Origin of the sequence: Halobellus captivus (assembly GCF_007655485.1) — an archaeon.
Taxonomy (GTDB): Archaea; Halobacteriota; Halobacteria; order Halobacteriales; family Haloferacaceae; genus Haloquadratum; species Haloquadratum captivum.
The window spans coordinates 749,218-762,949 of record NZ_VJXQ01000002.1 but is presented as its reverse complement, the minus strand read 5'-3'; the positions used below and the strand labels follow the sequence as shown (position 1 = coordinate 762,949).

14 protein-coding genes are annotated in these 13,732 nt (G+C 66.6%); 9 read left to right on the top strand and 5 right to left on the bottom strand.

The window, feature by feature from the left end; genetic code table 11:
* Positions 1-101: 101 nt before the first annotated feature.
* Positions 102-881 (top strand): CPBP family intramembrane glutamic endopeptidase, encoded by a 780-nt coding sequence (locus FJT57_RS09190; protein ID WP_394348811.1) that lies wholly within the window; start codon positions 102-104, stop codon positions 879-881.
* A gap of 14 nt (positions 882-895) precedes the next feature.
* On the opposite strand, the gene FJT57_RS09185 is transcribed toward FJT57_RS09190, so the two are convergent.
* Entirely contained in the window at positions 896-1,186 is a 291-nt protein-coding gene (locus tag FJT57_RS09185) for a hypothetical protein (RefSeq protein ID WP_203229131.1), read from the bottom strand.
* 54 nt (positions 1,187-1,240) lie between these two features.
* A complete protein-coding gene (locus FJT57_RS09180; protein WP_144904357.1) occupies positions 1,241-2,068 on the bottom strand; it encodes a M48 family metallopeptidase in 828 nt (275 codons plus the stop codon).
* Between the two features lie 346 nt (positions 2,069-2,414).
* Here FJT57_RS09180 and FJT57_RS17190 point away from each other — a divergent pair, with 346 nt between their 5' ends.
* Both FJT57_RS17190 and tgtA read left to right on the top strand, forming a co-directional pair.
* The gene (locus FJT57_RS17190) at positions 2,415-2,537 is read left to right on the top strand and encodes a hypothetical protein (RefSeq protein WP_275264656.1); all 123 of its coding nucleotides are present in this window, start codon (positions 2,415-2,417) and stop codon (positions 2,535-2,537) included.
* A gap of 58 nt (positions 2,538-2,595) precedes the next feature.
* Positions 2,596-4,107, top strand: coding sequence for a tRNA guanosine(15) transglycosylase TgtA (gene tgtA / locus FJT57_RS09175; RefSeq protein ID WP_144904355.1), 1,512 nt, complete (start codon positions 2,596-2,598; stop codon positions 4,105-4,107).
* Positions 4,108-4,140: 33 nt separating this feature from the next.
* Here the strand turns inward: tgtA and FJT57_RS09170 are convergent, their stop codons facing one another.
* Positions 4,141-4,659, bottom strand: coding sequence for a pyridoxamine 5'-phosphate oxidase family protein (locus tag FJT57_RS09170; protein WP_144904353.1), 519 nt, complete (start codon positions 4,657-4,659; stop codon positions 4,141-4,143).
* A gap of 116 nt (positions 4,660-4,775) precedes the next feature.
* Here FJT57_RS09170 and arcS point away from each other — a divergent pair, with 116 nt between their 5' ends.
* The 3 genes from arcS (at position 4,776) to FJT57_RS09155 (ending at position 7,947) form a co-directional block, all read left to right on the top strand.
* Positions 4,776-6,635 carry an archaeosine synthase subunit alpha gene (gene arcS, locus FJT57_RS09165; protein WP_144904351.1) on the top strand — a complete coding sequence of 620 codons (1,860 nt, stop codon included), beginning with the start codon at positions 4,776-4,778 and terminating at the stop codon, positions 6,633-6,635.
* Between the two features lie 54 nt (positions 6,636-6,689).
* The gene (locus FJT57_RS09160; RefSeq protein ID WP_144904349.1) at positions 6,690-7,454 is read left to right on the top strand and encodes a carbon-nitrogen hydrolase family protein; all 765 of its coding nucleotides are present in this window, start codon (positions 6,690-6,692) and stop codon (positions 7,452-7,454) included.
* Between the two features lie 82 nt (positions 7,455-7,536).
* Positions 7,537-7,947: a hypothetical protein gene (locus tag FJT57_RS09155; protein ID WP_144904347.1), complete on the top strand. Its 411-nt coding sequence runs from the start codon at positions 7,537-7,539 to the stop codon at positions 7,945-7,947.
* A 68-nt stretch (positions 7,948-8,015) separates the two neighbouring features.
* On the opposite strand, the gene FJT57_RS09150 is transcribed toward FJT57_RS09155, so the two are convergent.
* Positions 8,016-8,492: an FKBP-type peptidyl-prolyl cis-trans isomerase gene (locus tag FJT57_RS09150; RefSeq protein WP_144904345.1), complete on the bottom strand. Its 477-nt coding sequence runs from the start codon at positions 8,490-8,492 to the stop codon at positions 8,016-8,018.
* A gap of 116 nt (positions 8,493-8,608) precedes the next feature.
* Between FJT57_RS09150 and FJT57_RS09145 the strand changes: the two genes are divergently transcribed.
* From FJT57_RS09145 to FJT57_RS09135, 3 genes are all read left to right on the top strand, one after another.
* Positions 8,609-9,013: a DoxX family protein gene (locus FJT57_RS09145; protein WP_144904343.1), complete on the top strand. Its 405-nt coding sequence runs from the start codon at positions 8,609-8,611 to the stop codon at positions 9,011-9,013.
* A gap of 10 nt (positions 9,014-9,023) precedes the next feature.
* The gene (locus FJT57_RS16650) at positions 9,024-11,309 is read left to right on the top strand and encodes a hypothetical protein (RefSeq protein WP_203229130.1); all 2,286 of its coding nucleotides are present in this window, start codon (positions 9,024-9,026) and stop codon (positions 11,307-11,309) included.
* Positions 11,310-11,412: 103 nt separating this feature from the next.
* Entirely contained in the window at positions 11,413-12,642 is a 1,230-nt protein-coding gene (locus tag FJT57_RS09135; protein WP_144904342.1) for an MFS transporter, read from the top strand.
* A gap of 71 nt (positions 12,643-12,713) precedes the next feature.
* On the opposite strand, the gene FJT57_RS09130 is transcribed toward FJT57_RS09135, so the two are convergent.
* Positions 12,714-13,607 (bottom strand): DMT family transporter, encoded by an 894-nt coding sequence (locus FJT57_RS09130; RefSeq protein WP_144904340.1) that lies wholly within the window; start codon positions 13,605-13,607, stop codon positions 12,714-12,716.
* Positions 13,608-13,732: the final 125 nt, after the last annotated feature.

The window sequence follows — 13,732 nt, the reverse complement described above, 5'->3', positions numbered from 1 at the left end:
CGGAGTTTGGAGTTCGAGCGTGGAGACAGGATTTTCACCCGCGGGCACGAACGACGTGTGTGTCCTCCGAACTGAACCCCGCCGACGGAGCGGACGACTCGGTGCCGACGTCCGGTTCCGTTCTCACAATCCTCCGGGCGCTCGTCGTCGCCGCGCTCCTCTCCGTGGTCGGTATCGGCGTCGGCGGCATCCTCGTCATCGCCACCGCCCTCGTACTCGGTGCTGCTCAGGTCGCGATCACGCCGCTTTTGAGTATCGTGCTCTCGCTCGCGTTAGCGACCGGAATCGGATTCGGTGGCGTCGCGCTACTGTATCTCCGCTACCGCGGAAAGGGACTCGAGTACGTCGGTCTCAGCGTTCCGACGCTCCGCGACGTCGGGTTCGTCGTCTCCGGCTACGTCGCCTCGCTGGCGCTTCTCGTCCTCGCGTCGATGGTCATCACGAGCGTCGGCGCGGAGGCAGCCCCGAACACCACCGCGGAGATGGGGATGGAAAATCCCGAAATCCTGCTGCTCCTCATTCCGGCGTCGTTCCTCCTGATCGGTCCAGGCGAGGAACTGCTCTACCGCGGCGTCGTGCAGAACCGCCTCAGCGAAGCGCTTCCGGCGCCCCTCGCGATCTTCCTCGCGAGCCTGATCTTCGCGGCGATCCACTATTTCTCGCTTTCGGGCGCGCCGCAGGCGCGACTCGTCAGTATCTCGGTGCTCGTCCTCCCCACGCTCGTGTTCGGGACGATGTACGAACTCACCGATAACCTCGTGGTCCCCGCGCTGATCCACGGCGCGTACAACGCTACGCTGTTTTCGCTGCTGTATCTCACCATCAGGTACGTCGGGATGGAGGACCTTCCCCAGACTGTGCTTACTGGGATGCCGCTGTGAAACTACCTGTGCCCTCAAACGAGCGTCCACGCGAAGTAGAGCCCGCCGAGAATCAGCGCGGCACCGACGAGCTGTACGATCCGTCGCCAGCGGGTGGGCGCGCCCGATCCGTCAGTTTCGTCCCCACCGTTCACTGACCCATCATCACTGTCTCCGGACAGTCCGTCCTCGCCGTATCGACCGCGCCGGTCCTGCGGGAGACGACCGGCGGTCTGGACTTGGATGATCGTTTCGGGTGCGGCGACGAACAGGATCCCGAGCGCGACGCCGAGAATGGCGGCCGCGAGCGTCCGAACGTCGATCATCTGTGTTCTCCGTCACTCATCTGTGCTGCCCGTCTCATCTGTACCGACCGTCGATCATTCGTTGCGGAGTCGTTCGATGCGCTTCTCAATCGGCGGGTGCGTCGCGAACAGTCGCGCGAGGCCGCGCTCCTCACCGAAGATACAGAGCGCGTTCACCTGCGAGTCGACGGCGGACTCTTGGTTTCGATCGTTGCCGCGACTGATCTTCTCCAAGGCTCGTGCCAGGGGTTCGCCGCCGCCGATGGCGTCCGCAGCGTCGCGGTCGGCGACGTACTCGCGGTACCGCGAGATGGCGAAGACGAACAGCATCACGAGCATCTGCGTGATCTGGCCGACGACGATCGCGAGGAAGAAGTCCGCGATGTCGTTGTCGCCGGTCAGGAGCACAGCCCACTGGGCGACGATGGCGACGATCGAGGCGACGCCCTGTCCGAGGACCATCATCACCACGTCGCGGTTGCGGATGTGAGCGAGTTCGTGCGCGAGCACGCCCTCGACCTCCGCGGCGTCGAGTCGGGACAGTAGTTCCTCGGAGACCACGACCGTCCCCGCGCCCTTTCGGCCGATGGCGAAGGCGTTGGGGACGCCCATCCGGGCGATCATCAGCCGGGGCTTGTCGATCCCCATCGACTCCGAGAGCGATTCCACGCGGCGGTGGATCTCCGGGTACCGGTCCTCCGGGAGGTCCTCGGCGCCGACGCTCCGCAGCGCCATCCACTTGCCGACCTTGTACTGGACGCCGACGAAGGCGACGCTCCCGACGAGTACGAGCGGGAGCGGCCAGCCGAAAACGCCCATTACGATCACGGCCGCGACCGCGTAGAAGGCGAACAGGATCGATCCGACGATCGCCATCCGCGCTTTCAGTCCGAGGTGTCGCATACGCCGATTTCGTTGTCCGTCCGGACACAAATATCCGGTGGTTCCGCGCGGCGACCATTTATAACCGAAGACGCAGCCACTACCGCCGTGACCTGAAAACAGCCCCGCGTCGTGCAGCGGTTGTTCGGCACAGCGACGCGGGAGCGCGGCGACAGCGACGGTGTTGGCGAGGCCATCGTGGCGCGTCGCGAGCGGGTGCCGACTGTTCGCCCAAATCGTCAGCTGCTGCTCAACGCTGGACTGGTCAACCGGTTTGAGACGACCGACTCGTCCGTCGGCGAGCGATTGCTACCGGTATTTGGCAGGGTGGGAATGGAAGGGGCCGCAGTCTCGACGAAGACGCGCAATGCAAGCACCGCAGGAGCGAGCGGCGCGAGCGACGAGGACCGCAGCGAGCGCATCGAGTCGAGACTGCGGGGGCTTCCGGAGTGTCTACCACGACGATCGTGTCGTCGTCTGCTTCAACTGACGAGGCCCACTCGGACGGAAAGCGACGGTACTTACCGAGTCGCTGCCGACATCCGTGTATGCGCGATCACTTCGAGCTCCGCGACGGGGACGTCGCCGGGCGTATCGGCGAGCTCTCGGTTCCCCGCGCGGGAGTGACTGTCGAGACGCCTGCGTTGATGCCGGTCATCAACCCCAACATTCGGACGGTGGCACCCTCGCGTCTCCAGTCGGACTTTGGGGCGGAGATCCTGATCACCAACTCCTACATCATCCACACGAACGAGGACCTTCGAGAGACGGCGCTCGACGTCGGTCTCCACGAGATGCTCGAATTCGACGGCGCGATCGTCACCGACTCGGGATCCTTTCAGCTCGCGGAGTACGGCGATATCAGCGTGACGACGAGAGAGATCCTCGAATTCCAGCACGACATCGGCTCAGATGTTGGAACGCCGGTCGACATCCCGACGCCGCCGGACGTCTCCAGGGGGCGGGCCGAGCGGGAGCTTTCGACGACCGAGGAAGCCCTCGCGGACGCCGAAGCCGTCGATACCGGCGAGATGCTCGTGAACGCACCCGTGCAGGGTTCGACGTACCCGGATCTCCGGGAGGCCGCCGGGCGGCACGCGTACGCGACCGATCTCGACGTCTTCCCCGTCGGCGCGGTCGTCCCGCTGATGAACAGCTACCGGTACGCGGAGATGATCAACGTGGTGGCGGGCGCAAAGCGCGGGCTCGGCCGCGACGCTCCGGTGCACCTGTTCGGCGCGGGGCATCCGATGATGTTCGCGCTGGCGGTCGCCGCCGGTTGCGACCTCTTCGATTCGGCGGCCTACGCCATCTACGCGCGCGACGATCGCTATATGACGGTCCGCGGCACTGAGCACCTCGAAGACCTCGAACACTTCCCGTGCTCGTGCGCCGTCTGTTCAGCGCAAAGCCCCGACGATCTCCGCGATCGCGGGGAGGAAGAGCGCGAACGTCTCCTCGCCGAGCACAATCTCCACGTCTCCTTCGCGGAGATTCGCCGGATCAAGCAGGCGATCCGGTCGGGCAACCTCCTCGAACTGGTCGAGTCGCGGGCGCGCTCGCACCCGGCGATGCTCGACGGCTACCGCGCGCTGTTGGACCACGCCGACCAACTCGAACGCGAGGACCCCGTCTCGAAGGGCTCGTTCTTCTATCTCTCCAACGAGTCGGCGCGGCGTCCCGAAGTCCGGCGACACCACGAGCGCGTCGGCCGGGTCGACGCCGGTGCGCGGGTGTTGCTCACGCAGGGCGGCAAACCCTCTGGCGACGTCTACGACGCCGCGTGGCGGGTCGTGCCGCCGTTCGGACCGTTCCCGCGGGCGCTCTCGGAGACGTACCCGCTCACGGCCGAGGTACCGGAGCGGACCGACCGACAGGCGTACGAGACCGCCGCCGACGGCGTCGCGCGGCTCGCCGACGCCAACCCGGACTCGTCGTTCACTCTCGCCCACGACGGCTGGCCGAAGTCGGCGCTGGATCGAGTTCCCGACCGCGTCGAAATCGAACCGCTCGGTAGCGACGAGCGAAGCGACGAGCAGAACGGCGAACGAAGCGACTAACGCCCGTTCGCGCTGACGGCCACCTGTCGGCTCTTATTCCTCAGATACCCCGTCCGGTGCCGTGATATCCGCCATCCGATCGGTGAAGTCCCACGAGTGGAGTCGCTCGGGCGTGATACGGATACGGACCTCCTCTCGGTCGGGATCGAGGAGGAACGCCGAGAGATCGTTGTCGGTCCCGCCGAGATACCGGTCCAGCAGGGTTCGGAGCAGGATTTTGTCACCGTCGGGTTCGATGTTTGCCGTCCCGCGACCGCGCACACCACGGTACGGCGGGTCGTTCGTCGAAACCTCGAAGGCGACCGCGGGGTCGTTTCGGAGGTATGTGACGACGTCCGCATCGGCGCTCGTCGCGCAGCGGAGCTCCGGAGTCGCCTCTGACGCGGTCGTTCCGTCTCGGTCGCTCCCGACGTCGCCTTCCGTCCACAAATACCACAGCGAGAGCATCCAGAGGTGGCCGCTCGGAGTGTGACACGCCAGACGAATCGGCACCCGTGCGGCGTCGAGAAACCCCGTGAGTTCGGGCCGTGACCACGCGCCGGTGACCTTCATACCTATCCTTCGCGGGCAGATCGCAAAAGCTCGCGGGCCGGTCCGATCGACTCAGTCGCCTCGAACGCGGCGAGCGAACAGACAGATAATTCACGGTCGACGTCACATACGGGTGTATGACCGATTACTTCGAGATCCACGGGCGCGACGGGGCCGCCCGCCTCGGGGAACTTCGTCTCTCGGACCCGTTGACGACGCCCGCGCTCGTCGACGACAGCATCGACGACGCCGGAAGCCGCTGGACGGACGAACGCGGCGTCCCGAAGGGGTACAGAGAGATCCTGACGGTGCTGCCGCACCGCGCGTTCCCCGCGGGCACCGACGAGCGCGTCCAGGACGCCTTCGCGGTCGACTACCCCGACGTCGACTATCCGAGCGCGGCCGTTGTGACTGCCGAGACAGCGGGCGACTACGGCGCTGACGCGTACATCCTCTCGGACGCACCGGGGTTCGTCGGCCACGCGTCGGCGTTCCGCGAACAGATCGTCGCCGCGCGGGAGGCACTTCCGGCCGACACAGCGCTGTATCTCTCCGGCGTCGCCACCCCTCGGAACGCCGCGACGCTCGTCTACGCCGGTGTCGATCTCCTCGACGCGAAGCGCGCCCGAGTCCGTGGGTTGGAGGGGTTCTATCTCACCTCCGAGGGCGAGTACTTCCTCGAAGACCTGGACGAACTGCCGTGCACCTGTCCGGCGTGTCAGGGAAAGCGTCTCGACGTCGACCCCGAGGAGGCCGAGACCAAGGTCAAACGGGCCGCCGCCTTCGACCGGCAGGACTGCGCCGATCACAACGAGTACGCGCTGAAATCCGAGGTCGCGACGGTCCGTCGACGGATCCGCGACGGTCGGCTCCGCGATTACATCGAGGCCCAGGCCAGACACGACCAGTGGCTCACCGCGGCCTTCCGGGAGTTCGACCAGCAGTACGAATATCTGGAGGAACGCACGCCGGTCATCCGCAACAGCGAACTCTCCGCGGCGACCGAAGACACGCTCCGCCGCGTCGAGATCCAGCGGTTCGCACAGCGCGTCACCGAGCGCTACTGCAACCGCTTTTCGAATCCGCTCGTGCTCGTTCCGTGCTCGGCGACGAAGCCCTACAGCGAATCGCAGAGCCACGCGCAGTTCCACGACGCGATCCAGTACCGAGGTCACCAGGCGTCGATGACGTCGCCGATCGGCGTCGTCCCGATGGAGTTAGAGCTCACGTACCCCGCTCAGCACTACGATTCGGTCGTGACCGGCCGGTGGTCGGAAGACGAGAAGTCGTTCGTCGCGCGCGTGCTCCGCCGCTACCTCGAACGCAACGAGTATCCGCGGGTGATCGCGCACGTGCCCGACGGCGGCTACCGCGACATCGTCGAGCGCGTCGAGGGCGACGTCGACGTCGACGTCGAATACACCGTCGAAGACCACCCGACGACGACGGAATCGATCGCGAACCTGATGTCGACGCTCGACGGCGAGCTAAAATACGGCAAGCGGGAGCGCCAGCATAATGTGATAAAGGCGATCGCGGACTACCAGTTCGGGCCCGGGGCTGGCGATCAACTCTTCGCGGACGTCGACCTGCAGACGACGAGCCGCTATCCCAAACTGCAGGTGTGGAACAGAAACGACGAGAGCGACGGCGATCAGGGCGGCGAAGATGGTGACGAAGACGACGGCCGCGACAGCGAACAGCTCGCGACGATGGTTCCGCAGTACGGCGTGCTCTCGTTCACGCTCGAAGGCGCGCGCGTCTGGGACGATTCCGACGCGCCGACGAAGCGCGTCGAGATCGACGGATTCGTCCCGCACGGCAGCGTGCTCGCGCCGGGCGTCGTCGACGCCGACGAGGACATCCGCGTCGGCGACGAGGTCGTCGTCGAGGGGCCGAAGGCCTTCGCCGTGGGACGCGCGCAGATGTTCGGCTCGGAGATGGTCGGCTCGACGCGCGGCGAGGCCGTGCAGGTGCGGCACGTCGAAGAAAAATAGCGGTACCGAACGGTCCGAGCCGGGACTTTTCCCCGCTGTTACCGTACTTCCAGTATGACCACCGTCGCGGCCTGCCAACTCGCGATCGACGACCTCGACGTCGACTCCAACGTCGAAACGGTCGAGACGCGCCTTCGAGAGCTCTCCGAGGACGTCGAGATCGCGCTGTTCCCCGAGTACACCCTCACCGGCTTCGTCGCCGACGAACGGATTGAGGATGTCGCACTCGCGCGCGACGGACCACGCATCGGCGCGCTCGAATCCCTCGCTCGCGAGGTCGAGACGGCGCTGATCGCGGGGTTCATCGAGCGAGCGGACGGAAATCTGTACAACACGACGGCGTACGTGCCGCCGGAGGGTGCGCCCGCGTTCTATCGGAAGCGACACCGCTGGTCGGGTGAGCGGGAGGTGCTCGAACCCGGAACGGAGCGCGTCGTCGTCGACACCCCGCTCGGTCGGTCGGGACTTCTCACCTGCTACGATCTCAACTTCGTCGACGAGAGCGCCGCCTTCACCCGCGAGCGCGTCGATGCGTTGTTCGTCACCGGCGCGTGGCCCGGCACGCATAGCGAGAACTGGACGCTGCTGCTTCGCGCCCGAGCGCTCGACGGCGTCCGTTGGGTCGTCGGCGCGGGGCGAACCGGCTCCCGTGAGGTTCCGAATTCCGAACTCGTCGAATACGCCGGACAGTCGCTCGTCGCGAGGCCGGACGGCGGAATTCACGCCGCCCTGGACCGTCGCGAAGACGACCTCGTCGCCGAATTGGATCGGGAAGTGATCACCGCGCAGCGGGAACTCGTCGGGATCTACGAGGAGTGAGCCTCAGCGAGCCTCCGTTCGCCTTCACTCCTTCTGTCTCGTCGACGGCGACTTTTTCAGGCCGGGTCCCGTCGGTCGATCTATGGCAGACGACGGATCCGACACCGACCGGGAGTTCTCGCTCGGCGTGCCCAGAGGCGTTCTCGAATCACTCCCCGAGGACGGAAGCAACGCCGCGGCGGATATGAAGACCGCGGTCTCGGGACTCGAAGGCAGTCTCGAAGACGCGTTCGATTCCGCGAATTCCGACTCCGAGGCGGCGGGTTACGCCGTCGATGCAGTTGAGCACCTCGAGGGTCGGATGGAGACCTACGATACGTTCATCCCCGAACTCCGCGCGTGGGGCCAATCGCCGATCTACGCCATCGCGTGGCGGAACCTCTACGCGGAGTTGATCGCACAGATCTACGAGCACGAGTGGCTCGCCGTCCACATCGACCGCGAGCGTAACTATCGGCTCGTCGAGGACGGGATTCGGTTCGGCGACCGGTAATCTGGCTCGGTGATCGAGAAACCGATTCGACGATCGAGACTCAAATGAGGAACGAATCGACGGATCGATCAGGCGTCGCGCCCGACGACTTCGATCTCGAAGACGAGCGTCCGTCCCGCGAGTTCGTGGTTGAAGTCGACCTCGATCGAGTCGCCGTTGACGGCGACGACGTCGCCGTGGAGGCCGTTCTGCGCGTGGACGTGCAGTCCGACCTCGGGTGCGTGGCCGACCATCGCCTCGAACGTCTCGCGGTCGTACTCGCGGATGCGCTCCTCGCGGATCTCGCCGTACGCGGACTCCGGTGGGACGCGGACGGTGGCCGTCTCGCCGGTCGCCATTCCGCGCACGGCCCCGTCGAGCCCCTCGATCACCTCGTCCGCGCCGACGGTGAACGCAAGCGGTTCGTAGTCACCCTCCGCTCGCTCCTGGGCATCGTCGAGGTCGTGTTCGGCGGCGACGGCGTACCTCGACGTTCCGAAGACCGTGCCGTCGTCGAACCGGCCGACGTACTCGATCGCGACGCGGTCGCCCTCTTGGATGGCCATAACCTATGTTGGGACAGCGGTAAAAATAGCCTGTCGACTGTCGGAGCGCGCCAGCGGAACTGACTCCGCTGGCACCGGGCCGAACGCTTATTGAGCGTCCGCGAGAGAGTTCCCGTATGACTGCGGACACCGCTCGCACCGATTCGGCCGGGGAATCGAACACGTTCTCGCGGGTCGGCCGCGTGTTCTTCGGACTGGGTCTCGCGTTGCAGGCCTCGGAGGATTTCCGCGATATCGAGGACTCGATCGAGTACGCCGAATCCGCGGGCGTTCCGATGCCGGAACTCGCCGCGCCGTTCGCCTCCGGAATGATGGTCCTCGCGGGGCTCGGGATCGCCCTCTGGCGATTCCCCCGCGTCGCGACCGGGGCCGCGGTCACGTTCCTCGCCGTCGTGACGCCGACGATGCACGACTTCTGGAACGCCGAGGAGGGATCGGGAAGCGGCGACCGACTCGCGTTCTTCGGGAATCTGGCGATGTTCGGCGCGGCGCTCGTGTTCCTGCGAGAGGCGTACAAATAACCGTCACACCGTGACAGAGCACCCACTCGCGGATCGACGGACGTTTCTCGCAGCCCTCGCCACCGCCGGAACCGGCGCACTCGCGGGCTGTTCGCTTTTCGATCGGGGATCCGACGCCCAGACGACCGAGGCCGATCCGGATCTCGCTGAGTCGCTCGCGACCCGGTTCGCGCCGACGCTGTTCTTCGATATCGCGGAGCCGTGGTTCCCGACGGATCCGCGCCCGTACGCGAGCGACCGGGACGGCGAGACAGTCGTCGACGGCTTCGACGCGCTGGACGGCTATCACGAACGCCACGCCGAGGCGGGCGAACCGCCGGATCCGACGGTGTTCTACCACGCCGTCGAGTACGAGGACTCCCCGCTCGCCGTCGTGCAGTTCTGGATATACTCGGCGTTCGATCAGTTCACGACGAACTTCCACTGGCACGACTGGGAGGTGCTCCACGTGTTCGTCGACCGCGAGACCGACCGGCCGCAGTTGTACGTCGCGAGTTCGCACTCCCGTCGGGTGCCGAACAACGAATTTCTCGACCCTGACCCCGAGATGGTCCCGCGGATCCTCTCGGAACTCGGTTCGCACTCCAGCGCGCTCTCGGTCAACGACGAACCGGACGCGTTCCAGCGGTTGCCGGGAGCGGATCTGCTTGCCGATATCACCAACTCCGCGATCGAGGGCGTCGAGGCGCTCTCGGAGCTGCCGCTGGCGTACGGACTCCCGCGCGACGAGGGCGCGAGACTCCCCTACGTCGTCCCCGAGTACGAGGGCGCGCCGGTGTACGAACACGACCGCCTGCCCAACGTCGAGCGCGACTCGCTCGTCGACGAGGCGCTGACGGTGCGCACGTTCGACTCGCTCGCGTCGCCGCCGACGGATCTCCCCGAGCGTTCGACCGGTGTCGTGTTCAGCCACGAGGAACGCGTCGACGACGCATCGACCGACAGTCAGAACGTCGACGCGTCGGCGACGCGGTACGCCTACGAACTCGTTCCGACGGAAGAACTCGAACACATCGTGGACTTCACGGGGCCGCAGCTCAGCTTCGAGTTCGCCGTCCCCGAGTTCGCGGAGGACGCCGTTGCGGGTCACATCTCGACGACGGGCGCGCCGTGGGGACAACCCCGATACGGGAACCCGGCCGCGGACATCACCGACCCGAACCACCGAGCCGCGTTGGCCGAGCGGTACGACGCGATCGGCGACGCCGCGGCGATCAACACCGTCGTTGCCAGCGTCACTGAAGCCGTGGCCAGCGACGACGCGCCCGACGGCGAAGGGTTGACGACACGGGACCCGACCGTCGAGGCCGTCGCGCTGTTGGAGAGCGAGCCGACCGCCGTGCCGACGTTCGACGGTGTCGCCGTCGTTCGAGACGTTCCGGACGGCGAACACCGGCTCACGATCAACGCGCCCGGACAGGCACCGCACAGCGAACAGTTGTCCGTCGGAAGCGGCGAGCGGGTACCGGGCGACGACGCCACGACCGCGGAACCGACTTCGAGGGGGTCGTCGACGGCGCAGTCGACAGACACCGAGACGGCGACCGCTGAGGGGGCGTCGGCCGCCGCCGGAGATCCGGACCCGTCGACTCCCGGCCAGCGCGTCACTCTCGCGGGAACCGACGGCGAGGTTCCGCTGGTCGCGCGCGAGAACGCCCGCAAATTGGAGGTCGACGCCGACGGGACGGACGCCGACCTCGCCACCCTCGCGATCGACGACGACTTCGCCGGTCGGCTGTACGACGGTGCACTCGCCGGATCGGCGGCGGTGTACGTCCACCGGGGCGGCGCGTACACGGCGGAGGTGCGGGATTCCGACGGCGCGGTGGGCGCGTTCAGGGTCAACCCCGACCCGGCCGCAGACCGAGAGGGGTCCGATACTCCCGGCCCGCCGATCCGCATCGACCGACCCGACACCGGCAAGGCGTCGCTCTCCTCGTTCCTCGCGTCGATCGCCTCGGAAACGAGCGAAGAAGTCGCGGCGCTCCTCGACGGAGACGAGTCGACGTCGCCGGACGACGCTCTCGTCGGCGGTGAGAACGCCCTCCGCGGGCTCGTCCGCGCGCTCGACGCCGTTGTGGACGCGGCCGAGCGCGCTGCGGCGAGCGCTCGAGCGGGCGAGCGATCGAATGCCGACCGGCGACTGCGGGCCGTCTCGACCGCGCTCGACCGCGTCACCGAACGGATCGCCGAGGCGAGCGACGACGTGCCGGGACCGCTGTCGAACGCCGTTCGAAACCGGGTCGACGAAGCGACTCGGCGGGCCGAACAGGCGCAGAACGCGACGAAGCTTTGAGAGGTGACGGATCCTGGATCGAACCTCGCCGTGATCCGAAGACGGCGGGCGGAGATAAACAGATATTTTCGGTCTGCGACCGGATTCGACACTGAACGCTCGAATGGGGATCACCGATATCGTTCGGCAGGAAGCGACGGAGCTGTGGGGCGAAGGGAAGGGTCCGCTGCTCGTCGCGATCGCTGGCGGCTGGGGTGTCCTGCTCGGCACGCGGATGATCTACCCGGTCATTCTTCCGTTCCTTCGGTCCTCGTTCGATTTCTCGCTCACCGTCGGCGGCCTGCTGGTGACGATTCTCTGGCTGGGATCGGCACTCGGGCAACTCCCCGGCGGCATCATCGCGGACCATTACAGCGAGCGGCACGTGATGGTCGCCGGAACGATCGTCGTCGCGGCCGCACTCGTCCTCGTCGTCGCCGCTCCCACGCCGCTCGTGCTCTTCGTCGCGACGGCGTTGGTCGGTCTCGGGCAGTCGCTGTACCCCATCGCTCGCATCACGATCCTCTCGAAGATCTACCCCGACCGGATCGGGAGCGCCCTCGGAGTGACGATGGCGACGGGCGACCTCGGACAGACGGTGCTACCGCCGATCGGTGCCGCGCTGGCGGCCGCGGTCGCGTGGCAGCTCGGACTCGGGTTCATCGTCCCGCTGCTCCTGTTCGCTGCGGCCGCGCTCTGGATCATCCTCCCGGAGCCGTCGTCGCAGTCGACGGCCTCGGCTTCGTCATCTTCGACCGGGTCGATTTCGATCGACAGCGCGCGCTCGGTGCTCGCTGAGCTCCGCCGAGCGAACCTCTCCTTTATGGCGTTTATCCTCTTTCTGTACATTCTGATCTGGCAGTCGTTCACGGGACTGTATCCGACGTACCTCGTCGAGGTCAAAGGTCTCTCGTCGTCGCTGGCGGGGCTGCTCTTCAGCGCGTTCTTCGCCTTCGGCGTCGTGATCAAGCCGCTGGCCGGTGCGGCCTACGACAGGATCGGGGTCCGAAAGTCGCTCAGTATCGTCCTCGTCGGGCCCGTCGTCGGACTCGTCGCGCTTCCGTTCGTCGAGGGACTCTGGCCCCTCGCCGTCGTCACCGTGCTCGTGAGCACGATGCTCGGCTCGGGCGCGATCACGCAGTCGTTCCTCTCGGACGCGATCCCCGACGATATCCAGGGAACGGGCCTCGGGGTGGTTCGGACGACGTCGGCGACGCTCGGGGCCGCGGGGCCGGTGCTGTTCGGCGCGATCGCCGACCGCGGGTACTTCGACGAGGGTTACGTGTTGCTGGCGGCGGTGCTCTTCGCCGTGATTCTGCTCACGGTTCGGTTGCCTGCGGGCTCGCGAACGTGAATCGGCTGCTCGCCCCGTGGAAGTCGCGTGGACGAACGACGGCTCGCTGGTCCCGCCGCCGAAGAACGCCGTCAGTAGACGGTGACGAGCGCACCGCCGAAGACGACCAGCATTGCGCCCACAATCACGCCATGAGTGACCCGCTCGACGTCTCGAAGGAAGAGGTACGTGAACAGTGCCGAAAACAGCGGGGCCATCGCCGAGACGGGATCGACGACGGTCACGCGGCCGATCGAGAGCGCCTGGAACAGCGAGAACAGCCCGCCAGTGCTGATTATCCCCGCCATTATGAAGTACGGGATCGGGGCGGAGTCGGCGGCGCGAATCCGGTCTCGATGAGAGATGAGAAGGTAGCTCCCCAGCGTGAGTATCGCCGCCGTCTCGTTGAGGGCGAGCGCCTCGATCGTCGTCGCGGGCGTTTCGAGGAATCCGTACCGGCGAATCACGTTCCCCGTTCCGTAGGCCAGCCCCGCCGCGAGCGGAAACGCGAGATCCCGAGAGCGCCATCCGCGGATGTCGCCGCCCTTCGCGACGGAGAGGAGCATCACGCCACCGACGAGCAGGAGCACGCCCACGCCCGTGATCGCGGTGACTGTCTCGCCGAGGAAGAGGACCGCCAGCCCCACCGCGAACAGGGGTCGCGTATTCATCGCGGCGGTCGCCACGCTCGCGCCGATTCGATCGATGCCCGCGTAGTGGCCCAAGCGGCCGACCGTCGTCCCGATGACGCCGCCGATGAGGAAAATCCCCGCGTCGCCGAAGCTCATCCCCGCGAACGCCGCGGTCCTGTTGGTCGCGAGCAACGCCGTCCAGAACAGCGCGCCGCTCGTCAACATTACGACCATCACGGCCTGCACCGAGGTGCCGCCGCGCTCGATTCCCTTCTTCGTGAAGACGGGACTCAGACCCCAGAGTACTGCCGAACTGAGCGCGAACGCGACCGCACCGGGCGCTGGCAGTGCCATAGCGTGCGGTCTCCCAGCACGGATATAAGCGTCTGGATTGCGTGCTCAGGGACGCTTCGGACACGGGATCTATCGAGCGCGTTCCTCGTCGTCCCGCCTCGCGGCGGAAGTCGTGGGTGATGTGC